Consider the following 16,059-nt stretch of genomic DNA (forward strand, 5'->3'; position numbering starts at 1 on the left):
TTTCACCCCCAAAGGTACGACTTTTTTAGTTTCCGGCTATCAAAAAAAGTTCAATAAGGATCTTTACTGATATTATTAACAAAAGGGTTAAGGCGGCTAACAAAACTTTTGGTTCCCGTATCTTCATATATATCAAGCATAAAACAAGAAACCCATAACCTCCTAGCATCTCAAAGAAGCTAAAACGACCCGTAATCGTCGCATAAGGCATAACGCTAAACACGTCCACTACCCTTACCATGCCATGAACCAGCCCTTCTACGATCTTCTGTATCCAGTCATATCCATAGAAATCCACCGGATAGCCTAACCACAAAAAGGCAAAAGGAATCAAAAACATAGCCAAGAGAGTGACCGGTAGATTCGTAAACAAGAAAACTGTCGAAAATTGTCCAAAATAATAAAAACAGAGCAAAGCAGTACCTATCTGTGCAGCAATAGACACCGTAATCCATTCCCAAGGCATGGCCAACAAAGGATTTCTCACCACTATCCATTCCTTGAAACGAGGCACTAGGAATAAAATAAAAAACACAGCCAAATAGCTTAACTGAAAACCGACATCAAACAGATAATACGGATTATAGGCCAGCATACAGAAAGCGGCGGCGGCCAATGTATTATATCCATCCGTAACACGCCTAAGCGCCCTTCCTGTTAAATATAAAGATAGCATCAAGGCTGCCCGTACCGCCGAGGGCGCTAATCCTGTGATAAAGACAAACCCCCAAAGACTTCCCACCAGAATGATATAACGAACCCAACGTCCTATCCCCCATCTTGGCATAAACGAGCAAAAGAAAGATAAGAATCCACAAATCACGGCAACATGAAAACCGCTCACCGCTAATATATGAGACACGCCCGCCAAAGAGAAGCGCCTTTTCGTTTCCCGACTCATCGCTTTCTTATATCCCAATGTCAATGTAGCCAAAATAGATTTCTCCTCATCAGATAAACGCAAACGATCAAATGTATTTACCAAAGAATATTGAGCCTTGGTAGCCAATAAATCTAAAGAAGAAGCAGGCTCATTTACAAGCGCTATACGCCGGTCACTATACCAACAGACCTCAACCGCCAAACATACAATCAAAACGGAGACTATAGCTCCCCATATCCAACGGGAATCGTATTGCAACTCAGCATGCCCTTGCCCCCACGAGAACCCCAAAAAAAGAAAAACCAAAGCAGATAAAACCCCTAAAACATATAGGAGCGAAGAGGCAGGTAAAAACGCATAGCATAAAATTCCGGTTATCCATAAAAAAAGCGGCCGTACAAAAGGCCGCTTTTGTATTTCCTCAATCATGATAGTTAGGTTTTGTGATATATTAATGTGTTCTACAAAGCTTTCAAGTCTTTAATTGTTTGTATCGGATCTGGAGATTTGAATACGAAGTTACCGGCGACTAACACATTGGCACCGGCGTCAACCAAGCGCTTCCCCGTCTCTAAATTCACCCCGCCATCTACCTCGATCATAGTACTCAATCCCTTCCGGTCTATCATTTCTCGTAAACGAGCCACCTTATCTACGGAATGCTCAATGAAACGTTGACCACCAAATCCCGGATTCACGGACATCAATAAAACCATGTCCACATCTTGGATAATATCTTCCAATAAGCATATGGGCGTATGCGGATTCAAGGTGACACCCGCTTTCATGCCCGTTTCCTTAATAGCCGCTACCGTCCGATGCAAATGGGAACATGCCTCATAATGCACGTTCATCATATAGGCTCCCGTAGCCGCCACTTCGGGGATAAACTTCTGGGGCTCCACGATCATCAAGTGCACATCCATCGGCTTCTGGCATATAGGCTTTAATGCGTTAAGTACCGGGAAACCAAACGAGATATTCGGCACGAATACCCCATCCATAATATCCAGATGCAACCAATCGGCGTCACTTTTATTTATCATCCCCATCTCCTTCCGCAAATCCAGAAAATTAGCGGAAAGCAGGGAAGGTGCTATCAAATGCTTCATAATCTTGTCTTTTGTTTTTACAAAAGTACACAAAAAAAGAAAGAGAACCTAATAATATAGATTCTCTTTCCGTAATTCTTAGTTCAACACATACCCGCAGAGCTCCGGACGTACAGCCGGTTCCGCTTGATAAGCCCTCGCAAACTGTTTCAAGAAATCCATCGTTTGCTTCCGAGGCGAACTTTTCGCCTCCGGGGCACTTTTCACTTTTTTCTCCAAATCATCCATGCATTGCGTAGAAAGCTTCCTCATAGGCACCTCTATTTTTATCTTGTTTGCTAATAAAACGTAGGGACCTAAGACTTATTGCATGGAAAGAAAATTATTTTACACCATAGATAGCTCGATACGGTTCTCATCGGCCATACGACGCATATTCAAGATAGCGTAACGCATACGCCCTAAGGCCGTATTGATGCTAACCCCCGTGATATCGGCGATTTCCTTAAAACTAAGGTCTTGATAGTAACGCATCTCCAACACTTCACGCTGGTTATCCGGCAAATGCTTTACCAATTTCTTCACGTCAGACAATACTTGATGGCGCACGATATTATCCTCTATCGTACCATCGCAAAGCTTGATATTATTAAATAAGTCGATTTCTACCTCATCATTCGAGATCGTGTTTTCGCAACGTTCTTGACGGAAATTATCGATAATCAAGTTATGGGCAATACGAGTAATCCATGCCTTAAACTTGCCGTTCTCAGTATAGCGACCTTGTTTTATAGTCATGATAACCTTCACGAAGGTCTCTTGAAAGATATCCTCCGTAAGCTCTTTGTTACGTACTATGAAATAAATGTAAGAATGAATGCTACTTTTGTATCGATTTAATAAAATATCGAAAGCGGCATTATTACCTTCTGCATAAAGGACAACCAATTCCTCGTCGGTCATCATTTTTAAAGTCTTCATTACTTTCACATTTTTAGTTTATTCGAGTAATGTTTATGCTATAGGCGATGGGGGTTTAACTGTTATACAATGTTATTTATGGAAGCAAAAGAACGAAAAATATTTTAAACCAACAAACATTTTATTTCAAATTATAAAAAGAATGTCCCCTGCCCGCACCTTTAACATACGAACAGGGGACTTTACTGATCTAAAATATATGTATATTAGAACTTGTATCCCAATGTCAAAGCTACACGAGTCGTGTTTGTTTTCATCGTGGCGGGTTGGGCTTCGAGGAATGGTTTCGGATCATCTCCCGCAAACATATTAGAGAACGCATAAACATCTTCCTTATGCGTACGGAATACACAAGCCAAGTCCGTATAGAAGTTCGGGGTGAAGCGATAACCGATACCTACCGTATAATTCATGACCCCTTTATCGATCGTATAATTAGGAATCGTACCAACCGTAAAGACCTCTTTCTCTCCATTCTTCAGTTTATCCTTGATCGGACTATCGCTGTAGGCGACACCTGCTCTTACGGCAAATTGAGGAGTAACCTTTACCTCCGCACCTACACGGATCGTATTCATTGACTTGAAATTATCCGTTATATCTTGGTTAGTATACACGTTACTGCTACCATCCGTTTGATACATACGCATATTCTTATAATTCATCAACTCGTAATCAACGCTTATCAAAGCGGTCGTACCCAAGATAGCGGCGGCACTAAAGATCCATTTATCCGGAGAACGGAATTCATAGTCATAATAAGCATTATTAGGGGTAGCGGCATCTAGTTTACGCTCTTTCATCTCCCCTTTATCCATAAAGGTCAGATAAGAACCGGCCTCACCATAATAACGATCTGTCATCTTATACCACGTAGGTGAATTATAAGCCACACCCAAGCGAAGAAAATCGGCGGGACGGACGATAGCACCCACATTAAATGAATACCCGGTACCATCCGTATCCAAGTAATTATCTAAGTATAAATTATTGCCGTTCGTAAATTCCTCATCATACGATGACTGATATCGATAGTTCAGATCCGTAATCGCAACCGTAGCGCCAAGCATCACAAGTTCCGATATATTTATACCGAAAGCCAAATCATATTGATCCACGGAACCTCGCTCTGAAACTTTTAATTGACCTCCTTGCAATAAATATGGACTCCATTGCCCATCCGCATTATTATCTCCGAACGCACTATAATACTCTTTATCATTATCGTTATATGAATCCATATAACCGGCATTGTATCCTAGAATAGATAGCCAATCACCCAAGTCTTGATTGTTATAAGGATTATAGTCCTTATCCTCCCCTAACAGTCCGCTAGGCATTCCTGCCGCACGCATGGCCACATAATCAGAAAGAGAAGTATTCAAATCACCTCCTGTAGCCATCGTATAGTTCCGGCTATAATTCTTCAAGCGATTATAAGAGAAACCAACGTTCCAGCTCACGATACCCTCATCATTCGCTGTCGGGAAATATCCTACGTAAGCGATATTATCGAAACTCACCTTCGTACGGCTGTTATCCACCTTCGAACCAAGCCAATCGGTCTTCGCCGAGGCCGAAGACAAACTCAATGTCGTAACCACCTCCGAGCTTTTATAAATCGCCAAGCCTGCCGGGTTCGTATTCATAGCGGAAATATCACCACCTAACGCACCAAAAGCACCACCCATTCCTAAATAACGAGCCGTACCATTCAACTCCGTCTGGGAATACTTAAAGGCATCCAACTGTGACTGCGAAAAAGCGGTGCCGCCACACAGGGCAAGCACCGACATTATAATTCCTATCCTTTTCATCGTATCTCTAATTTTATCAACCTAACACTTTTACCTGCGACCACCACCGGCACGGCCACCTCCGCCACCAACAGAGCCTCCACTAGAACGACCTCCACCGAAGCTACCGGAAGAAGAACCTACCGAACTACTACGAGAAGGAGAGGAACTTCTAAATTGACTGGAAGAAGAGCGACTATTTGAGAAATCGCTACTGCTCCTAGAAGAGGAACGTGTTACCGGAGCTGAATATTGACGTCCGGAAGAAGATGCGGCTCCAGAACTACTTCTGGAAATCCTTGTTCTCGCCGAGCTATTACGTATGCCCGAGCTACTTCTTGTCGTTGCCGAATTTCTAACAGAAGAAGAGGAACGACGTCCCGCACCAGAGGATATAGCAGATTCCCTACGGGTAGATCCCGCACGTCCATTGCTCAATGAACTTGAAGACGAAGGTCTTGTAGTCGATCCTGAATTTCTCAAGGAAGAAGAGCCACTGCTCCGCCCACCTGTATAACCGGAACCTCTGCCACTCGCATAAGAGCGATTATCTCGATAAGAGGAACGTCCGTTTGAATAATGTCTACTTGGAGTCGAGTAGTAACCGGGATAGTAATGGTGATGATGTCCCCAATGGCCACCCCAATAGCCTCCACCCCAGCCCCAAGACGGGCCATACCATGGATCGTACCACGGACTATAATAGCCGGCATAAAAGCCTCCCCAGCCCCAGCCGAATCCCCAAGACGGGCCGTAGAAGCGAGATGAATAAGTCCACCAAGGGCTATAGCTATAGAACCAAGGATCGTACCAACCTGTATACCAAGGCGAGCCCCAGCCGTTGCCGACATTGATATTAAAATTCACGTTCGCGCTACCGTTCGAATAATCCGTATCATAGCCGTAACCATAATATCCGTCACTCAGATACAAATCGACTTGATCCGCTCCGGCGATCGTAATCTTACTCGGCGAATGATAACGAATGATACGTTCCGTATATTCAGTATCCGAACGACGCTCGGAAGAAGACTCATTCTCATCGCTATCCTCATAGATAACGGAATCATCCTCACGATAAGGCTCCTCTACCTCGACTGATGTATAACGACGGTTATATTCATCCACATCCCGGCTGTCTGAAGAAGCTGGGCTCTTGGCTGTAGCGACCAGGGCCCTAGACTCCTGTTTCGGCTGAACAACCTTTTTCTCTTCAACCTGTTCTTTCTTTTTCTTGTTTTTGGAAGAGAAATACACATCATCAAAGAACTCCTCCTGAGCCGCGGCACTAAACGCGATCAGAAGCATCATCACTAAAGATGTTAATTTCATGGGTTTCATATTTGTTTCTCCTCTACATTAAATAAATATTTTTCTCTTTTCATGTTTGACACCCTTTTATGCAAAGGGTTTAAACGCTTTTTAGTTTTATAACAATAAACTCAATGCAATGTATGTACAAATATAATCGGTTCACGCTAATGTCCCAAGATTTACATATACTTTAACTTATAAAACTCACACATTCATTGTTATCTATAAAAGAAGATGCAAAGTTGGCGTAAACGCTGCAATCTCCGCAAATTCTTATTATTTTTGTTTCAAATTATAACGAAAAAATTACGCATATGGTATTAGCCTCGACAATAGATTTCACATTGCCCTTAGCGGACCCGGTATTAAAATTTCTCTTGATTCTTTTAATTATCCTGGCCGCTCCCCTTTTATTAAACAAGCTGAGAATCCCTCACCTGCTTGGACTGATCATTGCCGGCGCAATTATCGGACCGCACGGCTTTAATCTCGTATTACGGGATAGCAGCATTATCTTGTCCGGGACGGCGGGATTGCTTTATATCATGTTTCTCGCCGGATTGGAAATCGATATGGCGGATTTTAAGAGAAATAGTACGAAAAGCCTAGCATTCGGCATGTACACATTCCTCATTCCGATGATCCTAGGAACGGTTGTCGGAATATGGGTCCTGCGATTCAACGTATTGACCTCCGTTTTACTCGCCAGTATGTTCGCCTCCCATACATTGATCGCCTATCCGATTATCAGCAAACTGGGTATCAGCAAAAACAAAGCTGTCAGTATCACCGTAGGAGGAACGATGATCACTGATACCTTGGCATTGCTCGTCCTAACGATCATTGTCGGCATGGCCACCGGACAGGTCAACGATATGTTTTGGATTCGTCTGGGGGTTTCCATCTTGATATTCGCGTTAATCGTATTATTCGGTTTCCCTTTCATTGGGCGTTGGTTCTTTAAGCATGTACACGATAATATATCACAGTATATATTCGTGCTGGTGATGGTATTTCTGGGATCTTTCCTAGCTCAGGTAGCGGGTATGGAGGCGATCATCGGGGCGTTCTTATCCGGACTAGCCCTAAATCGCCTTATCCCGCAAAGCTCACCCTTGATGAATCGTGTCGAGTTCGTAGGAAATGCCATATTCATCCCATTCTTCTTGTTGGGCGTAGGTATGTTAATAGATTATCGTACGTTCTTTACCAGTTTCGAGACCATTAAAGTAGGGCTTATCATGATTATCGTAGCTACGGCCGCCAAATACATAGCCGCTTGGATGACCCAAAAGACTTTCCATCTGTCCACAGATCAGCGAAGCGTTATTTTCGGCTTAAGTAACGCACAAGCCGCCGCTACATTGGCCGCCGTGATGGTCGGATATAACGTAATCACCGGAACAGACGCTAATGGGGAACCAATCCGGTTATTAAATGAGAGCGTGTTGAACGGTACGATCCTGATGATACTTGTCACTTGTACCATCGCCTCTTTCGCCGCCCAAAAAGGCGCTCATAACATAGCGGCCCAAGATATATCCGATAAGGAGGAAAACAAAAAAGAATCAGAGCATATCTTGATACCGGTCAGCAATGAAGAGACCGTGGAAGAGCTGGTCAACCTCAGCTTGGCGATCAAATCTCCCCAAAACAAGAACGGCTTGTTTGCCCTAAAAGTGATAGATAACCATCATTCAGACGAGAAAGCGTTAAAACAATCCCGCAGGGTTCTACAGACCGCAGTCAATACGGCTGCCGCCACGGATACCCGGATGAAAGATTTATTAAGATATGACTTAAGCGTATCGAATGCTATCGCCAGCGTGGTAAAAGAGCGGGAGATCACAGATCTGGTAGTGGGATTGCACAAGGAAAAAGATATACCGGCGGCCTTCCTAGGCCATATCGTGGAAAGTGTATTGGCGGAAAGTAGTGTAAGTACATTCATATACAAGCCCGCACAACCCATATCTACCGTTAGACGGCATCTGATCATCATCCCGGAATTGGCCGAAAAAGAAATCGGTTTCAACCAAATCATCTTCCGGTTACGAAACGTGACCCAGAACACAGGTGCAGCGACAGTCTTTTACGGTTCGGAAGCGACCTTGAATGCCTTAAAGAAATTATTAGCCAAGAAAAGCGGAGAAGCCAGTTATATCGAATTCAACGACTGGGATGACTTCCTGATCGTTTTCCGGGATATAAAACCGGACGACACGATGTGGATTATCCTTAGCCGCAAGGAAGGACTTTCCTACGCTCCCGCCATGGCCCGTATCCCCAAGTACCTCAACAAATACTTCCAGGCAAACAGTTTCGTATTGGCATATCCCGTGCAAGCTGGCATGAACGAGGGTACTCGCTATCTGACTTAACCATTACGGAACCAGCCTCTCACGCCAAGACTTTCGAGGTGAGTACGGCATTTTCCGCTTGGCGTATCCCAGACGGAGGCTCAAGGCTGGAATCTCGTTGGTGAAAGACAAGTCTTTCGCCAGCAAACCGGAAAGATCACGCACCTCACAAGGCTGGTTCAAAAAGGCGAAAGCGATATTCTTTTCCGTAGCTCTCAAAAGAAAACGTTGCAAACTCCGGCCTAGCGCAAACCATTCCGGTAGCGTATTTATCCGTAAGGCGAACAAGGCTAAATGAGAAGAAGAGTCCAGCTTCTTCTTGTCTCCCCTATTTTGTATGCCGGCTTTCAAGACACTTCCCATGATTGTCTCTGAGATAAGACGGGGAAGGTTCGGCGCCCCGAACACCGCATAACTCAGGCCGTCCGATGTAGCTCGTACATGATTCTTATTAAAACGCATCCATGATTTCAGCTCTCGCTTAAACAGACGATCGTTCATTTGCCGGTTATTCCCCGCAAATATATAAGAAGAAAGCGTATCGAACTCCCACTCTCCTTTCGACCACAAATGCAGACTGATATTTTCCTCCAAAGGCGTATTCCTCAAATAGCTCAGTTGATCCGATGGAATCATTTCCCCGGAATATATGCCTCGATTCGTCTGTCTCACCGAAATTTCCTCGATAAGCCCACTCGTCTCCTTAATCATCGATGCCTCCGACAAGAGTACGGTGATCTCCCCCGATCCTGAAAAAAACGGTAGCGGAGTATATCCTTTTGCCTCAGCCGCAATGCAAAGATTCTCGGTGGCGCATCCTAAGCTAATAAATAACTCACGGTTATCCGGATCTACGGCCGGAAGGGACTTACTCATATCCGGAAGAATCTGTATCCTATCCTTTTGCACACGAAACAACCAAGGTTGGGTATTATGCCCCGATGGGGCTTTCACGGCTTGTTCCATCATATAGATAAAATCCGGCCGTATATCACTTATCCGCAATGATCCTGTTTCCATATTATTATACACTTTCTCATTCTAGCGATGCCCGCTACCTCTTTCCGTTTGTGCCCGGACAAACGCCTCAAAAACAAAAAATCCCGTAAAGCTTTCGCCTTACAGGACTCTCTGCGGAAAGACAGGGATTCGAACCCCGGGAACCTCTCAGTTCAACGGTTTTCAAGACCGCCGCAATCGACCACTCTGCCATCTTTCCAATAAGTAAATCGTGTGACCTGGGAGGGGCTCGAACCCTCGACCCAATGATTAAGAGTCATTTGCTCTACCAGCTGAGCTACCAAGTCAACATGTTATTTGTTTGAGTGACCTGGGAGGGGCTCGAACCCTCGACCCAATGATTAAGAGTCATTTGCTCTACCAACTGAGCTACCAAGTCATTCTGTTTCGCTATCGTTACTTTTTCAAACCACCGTTTGTTTCTCGATTGCGGGTGCAAAGATAGAGGTTTTATTTTTCCCCGCAAACTTTTCGACTACTTTTTTTCATAAAATTTTAATCAAACTCGTAAATATCCGAGGGTGTAGTCCGCTTCAACGCTACCAATGAGACATCTTTCCCTACCCTTATGCCCTCTTGGAAAAGACGTATATCCACTGTCTTATAGGCCAGTTCGGGATGGTTATTGTCCCGGCTGAGATGGCAAAGCCAGATATTCTTCAAACCGGTATTATAATGGGTCGCCAAGAACTCCGCGGCCTCCCTATTACTCAAATGCCCGGTCGGGCTCGCCACCCGCTCTTTCAAGAAAGCAGGATATGTACCGAAACGAAGCATCTCCTCGTCATAGTTCGCTTCCAATATTAAATGGTTCGCCATGCAGATATATTTCCCCACCGTGTCCGTGATATGGCCTACGTCGGTAGCGAAAGTGAATTTATGATTACCATACTCGATATGGTACCCCACATTATCAGTACTATCGTGAGGCACCTCGAAAGCCGTGATACGGAAATCACGGATAAGGAATGGAACTTCTTTTTCTATAACCTTACGGGAGACACATAAGGTCTCCTCCACATACCGGCTCTTATCAATCCCCCGGTGCACGTCGGCTGTCGCATAGACAGGAATGCAAAGCTTCTCGCCCAAATACCCGACCGTCTTGATATGATCCGCATGATCGTGGGTAATCAACACGGCCACGATCTTGGTAAAATCGATCGACCGGTCCTTCAATACTTTCTTTATGGTCCGGATTCCGATACCTGCGTCAATCAGCATACCGAATTCCGAAGTCCCCAAATAATAGCAGTTCCCACTGCTCCCACTCGCTAAACTCAGAAATGATAGTTTCATACTCTCCTATTCCGCAACACTGCTTTTTTTCTGTTTTACATAGTATACACTAGGGGCGGAACGTCTCAGGGATCGATACCTCCCCGATCAACGAGCAGTTCATATGCTCCTTCACCTCGTCGGGTGTCAGCCCATGGCCGAAGAGGAACATTAGCTTCGTCACGGCGCTCTCCGTCGTACTATCGAAGCCGCTCGTCACGCCTGCCTCCAACAATTTGTGCCCCGTCTCATAACGGTGCATCTCCACACTTCCGGCCCTACACTGAGTAACATTCACGATAACGATACCACGGTCTACAGCCTCCTTCAACATATTCAAGAACCATTCCTCGCACGGAGCATTTCCGCTTCCGAATGTTTCCATCACCACACCTTTCAGACCCGGGATATTCAGGATACTTTCCACTACTTGCGGAGAAATTCCGGGGAATAGTTTTAGTATAGCGATATTTCGGTCCAACAAATAATGCGGCTTCAGCGGCTTACGCGATACCGGATGATATACCTGCGGCAGATCATACTTGATATAGATACCCGCATGGGCCAAAGCCGGGTAATTGTACGAACGGAACGCATTAAAATTATCTGCGTTTATCTTACTCGTACGATTCCCCCTCAATAAATCATTCTCAAAAAAGATACAGACCTCCGGGACCAACGGTAAGCCGTTCTCCTTGGCAGCCGCTATCTCGATCGCCGTAATCAAGTTCTCCTTCCCATCGGTACGCAACATCCCGATCGGTAATTGCGATCCCGTAAGGATCACCGGCTTACTTAGGTTCTCAAGCATAAAACTCAATGCCGATGCCGTATACGACATTGTATCCGTGCCATGCAGTACCACGAAGCCGTCGTATTTCTGATAATTATCGGCGATGATTTTCACGATCTTCATCCACGAGTCCGGCCCCATCTCCGAGGAGTCCATCGGAGGATCGAACTGTATCGTGGCCACCGAATACCCCAGTTTCTTCAACTCCGGCATATTGTCCTTCAAATGCTGGAAATTAAACGACTCTAACACTCCAGTCTCCGGATTCTCGATCATACCTATCGTCCCACCCGTATATATCAACAGGATGGAAGCCTTTTCTTGTTGAGTATGCATGTCCATATAATTATGCAAAGTTAATAAATTATTCTTCTCCTTTCAACACCGGAACACTTATATGATATTTTACGGCGATTATACGTGCGAGGAACACGCTCAACGCCGATACGAACTGTATCATCGCCGCCGACATAGAAGTTTGCATACATATATAATATATCAAACCGCCAAAGACACAAGCCAACGCATAAATATCTTTCCGGAATATCAAAGGTTCCTCATTAATCAATATATCCCTCATCATACCGCCAAACGAGCCGGTTATAGTTCCCATCACGATCGCCACCCACATGGGAAACCCGAAATCCAAGGTCTTGGCGATACCTACCACCACAAACAACCCCAATCCGATAGCATCGAATATAAAAAATGTATTGTTCAAACGGATCACGTATTTTCGGAAAGCGATAACGAACAACAAAGCCAAGGCCGAGACAATCAAATAAGAGGCTTGTTCCATCCAAAAAGGCACCGCATTCAATAAAATATCACGAATCGTACCTCCTCCTACAGCGGTCACGACACCCACCACATAGGCGCCAAACCAATCAAATTGTTTCGCAGAAGCCAATCTTATGCCACTTATGGCAAACGCAAAGGTCCCTGTATAGTCACAAAAGGTGATAAAATCTATCATTTTGTTTTTTTCGCAAAAATACGGAATAGTTCGCAAATAACAGCATTTATAGAAAGAATACCTAACAATAATTTAAACCAAACGAATCCCTTAATGTTTATTATATATAAGTTTGCGGAGTGGTTATAACCGTAACCTATTGATTTTTATTTACAAAAGAGAATTGAGTTAGATGAGGATGAAAAAATGCATGTTGATCGGGTTGATCTGTCTGCTATCCAGCCAATGGATGTGGGGGCAACACTTCCCTCAGATGGATGCCCGCAATTACGTGAGCGACACGGCCCTTTTCATTCCACGCCGCCCTTGGTTGGCAGCAAGCGAGGTATTCGGAATGAACATGGCCGTCTGGACTTTCGACCGTTTCTTAATGAACGAGGATTTCGCGAAGATAAACGGACATACGATTAAGCAAAACTTCAAGACGGGGCCTGTTTGGGACACGGATAAGTTCTCTACCAATCTGGTCGCCCATCCCTATCACGGATCGTTATATTTCAACGCGGCCCGTAGCAATGGACTGAATTTCTGGCAATCCATTCCATTCGCGGCGGGAGGCAGCCTAATGTGGGAATTCTTTATGGAAACGGAACCGCCCTCCATCAATGACATGCTTGCCACCTCTTTCGGCGGTATAGAATTAGGTGAGATTACCTACCGGCTCTCCGACTTATTCATCGACAACCGCTCCCACGGGGCGGAACGTGTGGGACGGGAGATCTTATCCGGTTTGATATCTCCGATGCGGGCGATCAATCGTATCATCACGGGAGAAGCTTGGAGACACAGCAGCTCCAAGGGGCGTGTCTACACCTCGGTTCCCGTAAACTTCATCGTGGGTGTTGGTCCTCGCTTCCTTGCCGAGCAGGAAGGCTCCAAGCATGGCACTACGAGCATGCACGTATCCTTCAGGTTGGATTATGGAGATCCTTTCAATGATGATTTCTATTCGCCCTATGAATGGTTTCAGTTGAAGGCCGGGTTCGATTTCTTTTCGAGCCAGCCGCTCATCAGCCAAGTCAATGCCGTTGGGGCTATCTGGGGGAAACAGGTCTGGAGTAAAGGCCCTCGTAGTCTGGCCGCTGGAATCTTTCAGCATTTCGACTACTATGATTCCGAGTTAAAATCCAATAGTTCCCAAACGGTAGCTCCCTACCGCATATCGGAAGCGGCGGCGGTCGGTGGTGGATTGATCTATTACAAAAGAGGCACGCCGGACAATAAGGTAGATGTTTACGCCGAATTATACGGAACAGGAGTCGCCTTGGGCGCAAGCATCTCCGATTACCTCCGGCTGGAAGAGAGAGATTATAATCTGGGAAGCGGTTATAGCGTGAAAGCGTTTACCGGATTGGCCTACGATAAACGCTGGGCGTTCTTGATCGATTTGGAGAACTACCATATCTTCACATGGAAAGGATACGAGCCGGATATAGACTGGAATGCGGTGGACCCTACAAAGTTAAACGTACAAGGCGATGCCGGCAACGCACGTTTAACGGTATTTTCCACCACCTTAGCCTATATGTCCAAGCATAAATGGAATATTGCGTTGCGAAATCGTTATTTCTCCCGCCGTACCCATTATAAGTATCATAAAGATATAGATAGCTCCACGTATGATATTATGCTGACGCTTGGGTGGAGGATTTAATTCTTCCGCTCAAGCTCACGCAGATTCTCCATCTTCTTGCGCTGCATAAACTCATAGATGCCTTCCAAATGCTCCGTCACTTTTTGGTTTCCGAACTCATAGACCTTAGAGACCAGCCCATCCAAGAAATCACGGTCGTGGGATACGACGATCAACGTCCCGTCAAAGTCAAGCAACGCCTGCTTCAAGATATCCTTCGTCTTCATATCCAGATGGTTTGTCGGCTCATCCAGAATCAGCAAGTTCACAGGCTCCAACAATAGCTTAATCATAGCCAGACGTGTGCGCTCGCCACCGGAAAGCACCTTCACCTTCTTCGCCGAGTTCTCGCCGCCAAACATGAACGCACCCAGCAGATCCTTGATCTTATTACGGATATCGCCTTGCGCCACATCGTCTATCGTCTGGAAAACCGTAAGATTCTCATCCAGCAGGGAGGCTTGGTTCTGGGCGAAATAACCGATCATCACGTTATGCCCCAGCGTCAACGTCCCCTCATGCTCGATCTCTTTCATGATACACTTCACCAAGGTAGACTTACCCTCGCCATTCTTCCCGACGAAAGCGATCTTATCCCCTCGCTCGATCATCAGATTAGCGTTTCGGAAAACCGTATGATCGCCATACGCTTTCGAGACATTCTCGATCGTCACCGGATAAGAGCCCGAACGAGGCGAAGGCGGAAACTTCAAGCGCAAAGCCGAGGTATCTTCCTCATCCACCTCCAAGATCTCCAGTTTCTCCAGCATCTTCACACGGCTCTGCACCTGCAAGGTCTTGGAGTACGTGCCCTTGAAACGCTCGATGAACTCTCTCGTCTCGGCTATCATCTTCTGTTGCTCGTCATAAGCCTTCTGTTGTTGCTCACGACGTTCCTTCCGTAATTGCAAGTATTGGCTATAGTTTACCTTATAATCATAAATCCGGCCCATCGTCACCTCGATCGTACGAGTCGTGATATGATCCACGAACGCACGGTCGTGGCTGATCACCACTACGGCCTGACCGTTATCGATCAAGAAATCCTCCAACCACTGGATAGACTCGATATCCAAGTGATTCGTCGGCTCATCCAGCAAAAGGACATCCGGTTTCTTCAACAGTAGTTTCGCCAGCTCGATACGCATACGCCAGCCACCGCTGAATTCACTGGTTTGCCGGTCGAAATCCTCCCGTTTGAAACCCAGTCCCAACAAGGTTTTCTCTATATCGGCGTCGTAATTGATCTCCTCTATGGAATAGAATTTCTCGCTCAAGGTAGAGACCCGCTCGATCAGCTCCATATAACTATCCGACTCATAGTCCGTACGAGTCTCCAGTTGCTTATTCAATTCGGCGATCTCCGCCTCCATCTCGTGCAGATGGGCGAAAGCCTGCGCCGTCTCCTCGAAAACGGTACGGCCATCCTCCGTCATCAAATGCTGCGGCAAATAAGCGATCACGGTATCTTTAGGGGCGGACACTTTTCCACGGCTTGGCTCCCGCACGCCGGCCAATATCTTCAACAAGGTAGATTTACCGGCACCGTTCTTACCCATCAAGGCGATACGATCTTTCTCGTTAATCACAAAAGAAACATCCGAGAAAAGGGCGCTTCCACCAAACTCTACTGTTAGTCCGTCAACTGAAATCATATGTTTATTTTAATACATTAATATAATGAAGCCGCGAAGATAAGAAAAATCCCTTTCATTAGGGATGTACAGGAGATTTCATACGATCTTTCCGGGGCAAGACTAGGAAGAAATTGGTTGCCGATGCCGTCGGCAATATTTTCGACGCCGTCAGCAATATTTCCGACAGCGTCAGCATTATTGCCGACGGTGTCGGCAACCAATTGCATAAGGGACTAATCCCTTAAACTACCTTTAAAAAAAGCAGAAGCATCCACATATTTTCCAACAAAACGCTTGTTTTATAAACAGAAACTCCTATCTTTGCACCCGCTAATA

Annotated in this window: 13 protein-coding genes and 3 tRNA genes; 2 read left to right on the top strand and 14 right to left on the bottom strand. The window is 45.5% G+C overall.

The features are described from left to right. Positions 1 to 25: 25 nt before the first annotated feature. The 6 genes from BDI_RS08475 to BDI_RS08495 form a co-directional block, all read right to left on the bottom strand. Positions 26 to 1,312: a ComEC/Rec2 family competence protein gene (locus tag BDI_RS08475; RefSeq protein ID WP_005858154.1), complete on the bottom strand. Its 1,287-nt coding sequence runs from the start codon at positions 1,310 to 1,312 to the stop codon at positions 26 to 28. 32 nt (positions 1,313 to 1,344) lie between these two features. Beyond that, complete coding sequence (gene rpe / locus BDI_RS08480; protein WP_011966567.1) at positions 1,345 to 1,995, bottom strand: ribulose-phosphate 3-epimerase; 651 nt, start codon at positions 1,993 to 1,995, stop codon at positions 1,345 to 1,347. A 78-nt stretch (positions 1,996 to 2,073) separates the two neighbouring features. Further along, a complete protein-coding gene (locus tag BDI_RS21045) occupies positions 2,074 to 2,247 on the bottom strand; it encodes a hypothetical protein (RefSeq protein ID WP_005858156.1) in 174 nt (57 codons plus the stop codon). Between the two features lie 75 nt (positions 2,248 to 2,322). Then, positions 2,323 to 2,916, bottom strand: a complete 594-nt coding sequence (locus BDI_RS08485) for an RNA polymerase sigma factor (protein WP_005858157.1) — start codon at positions 2,914 to 2,916, stop codon at positions 2,323 to 2,325. Between the two features lie 206 nt (positions 2,917 to 3,122). Then, positions 3,123 to 4,733 carry an OmpP1/FadL family transporter gene (locus BDI_RS08490; RefSeq protein WP_008779585.1) on the bottom strand — a complete coding sequence of 537 codons (1,611 nt, stop codon included), beginning with the start codon at positions 4,731 to 4,733 and terminating at the stop codon, positions 3,123 to 3,125. 30 nt (positions 4,734 to 4,763) lie between these two features. Then, positions 4,764 to 6,053 carry a hypothetical protein gene (locus BDI_RS08495; RefSeq protein WP_011966568.1) on the bottom strand — a complete coding sequence of 430 codons (1,290 nt, stop codon included), beginning with the start codon at positions 6,051 to 6,053 and terminating at the stop codon, positions 4,764 to 4,766. A 287-nt stretch (positions 6,054 to 6,340) separates the two neighbouring features. Between BDI_RS08495 and BDI_RS08500 the strand changes: the two genes are divergently transcribed. Further along, entirely contained in the window at positions 6,341 to 8,407 is a 2,067-nt protein-coding gene (locus tag BDI_RS08500) for a cation:proton antiporter (RefSeq protein ID WP_005858160.1), read from the top strand. 3 nt (positions 8,408 to 8,410) lie between these two features. Here BDI_RS08500 and BDI_RS08505 read toward each other — a convergent pair whose 3' ends face one another. The 7 genes from BDI_RS08505 to BDI_RS08535 form a co-directional block, all read right to left on the bottom strand. Then, on the bottom strand, positions 8,411 to 9,406 hold the full coding sequence (locus BDI_RS08505; RefSeq protein ID WP_011966569.1) for an Acg family FMN-binding oxidoreductase: 996 nt from the start codon (positions 9,404 to 9,406) through the stop codon (positions 8,411 to 8,413). A 114-nt stretch (positions 9,407 to 9,520) separates the two neighbouring features. Beyond that, positions 9,521 to 9,605: transfer RNA gene (locus tag BDI_RS08510), tRNA-Ser, on the bottom strand. Between the two features lie 15 nt (positions 9,606 to 9,620). Beyond that, a tRNA-Lys gene (locus tag BDI_RS08515) sits at positions 9,621 to 9,693 on the bottom strand. Between the two features lie 19 nt (positions 9,694 to 9,712). After that, positions 9,713 to 9,785: transfer RNA gene (locus BDI_RS08520), tRNA-Lys, on the bottom strand. A gap of 116 nt (positions 9,786 to 9,901) precedes the next feature. Then, positions 9,902 to 10,705 (bottom strand): MBL fold metallo-hydrolase, encoded by an 804-nt coding sequence (locus BDI_RS08525; protein ID WP_005858162.1) that lies wholly within the window; start codon positions 10,703 to 10,705, stop codon positions 9,902 to 9,904. 49 nt (positions 10,706 to 10,754) lie between these two features. Next, positions 10,755 to 11,819, bottom strand: a complete 1,065-nt coding sequence (locus tag BDI_RS08530) for an asparaginase (RefSeq protein ID WP_005858163.1) — start codon at positions 11,817 to 11,819, stop codon at positions 10,755 to 10,757. A 22-nt stretch (positions 11,820 to 11,841) separates the two neighbouring features. Beyond that, on the bottom strand, positions 11,842 to 12,453 hold the full coding sequence (locus BDI_RS08535) for a trimeric intracellular cation channel family protein (protein ID WP_005858164.1): 612 nt from the start codon (positions 12,451 to 12,453) through the stop codon (positions 11,842 to 11,844). Between the two features lie 172 nt (positions 12,454 to 12,625). Between BDI_RS08535 and BDI_RS08540 the strand changes: the two genes are divergently transcribed. Continuing rightward, entirely contained in the window at positions 12,626 to 14,107 is a 1,482-nt protein-coding gene (locus tag BDI_RS08540; RefSeq protein ID WP_005858165.1) for a DUF3943 domain-containing protein, read from the top strand. Here the strand turns inward: BDI_RS08540 and BDI_RS08545 are convergent. After that, positions 14,104 to 15,741 (bottom strand): ABC-F family ATP-binding cassette domain-containing protein, encoded by a 1,638-nt coding sequence (locus BDI_RS08545; protein ID WP_009274918.1) that lies wholly within the window; start codon positions 15,739 to 15,741, stop codon positions 14,104 to 14,106. The two genes, BDI_RS08540 and BDI_RS08545, sit on opposite strands and share 4 nt — an antisense overlap. Between the last annotated feature and the right edge of the window lie 318 nt (positions 15,742 to 16,059).

It is taken from the genome of Parabacteroides distasonis ATCC 8503 (assembly GCF_000012845.1).
GTDB lineage: Bacteria > Bacteroidota > Bacteroidia > Bacteroidales > Tannerellaceae > Parabacteroides > Parabacteroides distasonis.

Excerpts from the sequence above, each read along its gene's own strand:
- BDI_RS08475 (WP_005858154.1), bottom strand. The coding sequence starts at position 1,312 with ATGATTGAGGAAATACAAAAGCGGCCTTTTGTACGGCCGCTTTTTTTA.
- rpe (WP_011966567.1), bottom strand. The coding sequence starts at position 1,995 with ATGAAGCATTTGATAGCACCTTCCCTGCTTTCCGCTAATTTTCTGGAT.
- BDI_RS21045 (WP_005858156.1), bottom strand. The coding sequence starts at position 2,247 with ATGAGGAAGCTTTCTACGCAATGCATGGATGATTTGGAGAAAAAAGTG.
- BDI_RS08485 (WP_005858157.1), bottom strand. The coding sequence starts at position 2,916 with ATGAAGACTTTAAAAATGATGACCGACGAGGAATTGGTTGTCCTTTAT.
- BDI_RS08490 (WP_008779585.1), bottom strand. The coding sequence starts at position 4,733 with ATGAAAAGGATAGGAATTATAATGTCGGTGCTTGCCCTGTGTGGCGGC.
- BDI_RS08495 (WP_011966568.1), bottom strand. The coding sequence starts at position 6,053 with ATGAAACCCATGAAATTAACATCTTTAGTGATGATGCTTCTGATCGCG.
- BDI_RS08500 (WP_005858160.1), top strand. The coding sequence starts at position 6,341 with ATGGTATTAGCCTCGACAATAGATTTCACATTGCCCTTAGCGGACCCG.
- BDI_RS08505 (WP_011966569.1), bottom strand. The coding sequence starts at position 9,406 with ATGGAAACAGGATCATTGCGGATAAGTGATATACGGCCGGATTTTATC.
- BDI_RS08525 (WP_005858162.1), bottom strand. The coding sequence starts at position 10,705 with ATGAAACTATCATTTCTGAGTTTAGCGAGTGGGAGCAGTGGGAACTGC.
- BDI_RS08530 (WP_005858163.1), bottom strand. The coding sequence starts at position 11,819 with ATGGACATGCATACTCAACAAGAAAAGGCTTCCATCCTGTTGATATAT.
- BDI_RS08535 (WP_005858164.1), bottom strand. The coding sequence starts at position 12,453 with ATGATAGATTTTATCACCTTTTGTGACTATACAGGGACCTTTGCGTTT.
- BDI_RS08540 (WP_005858165.1), top strand. The coding sequence starts at position 12,626 with ATGAGGATGAAAAAATGCATGTTGATCGGGTTGATCTGTCTGCTATCC.
- BDI_RS08545 (WP_009274918.1), bottom strand. The coding sequence starts at position 15,741 with ATGATTTCAGTTGACGGACTAACAGTAGAGTTTGGTGGAAGCGCCCTT.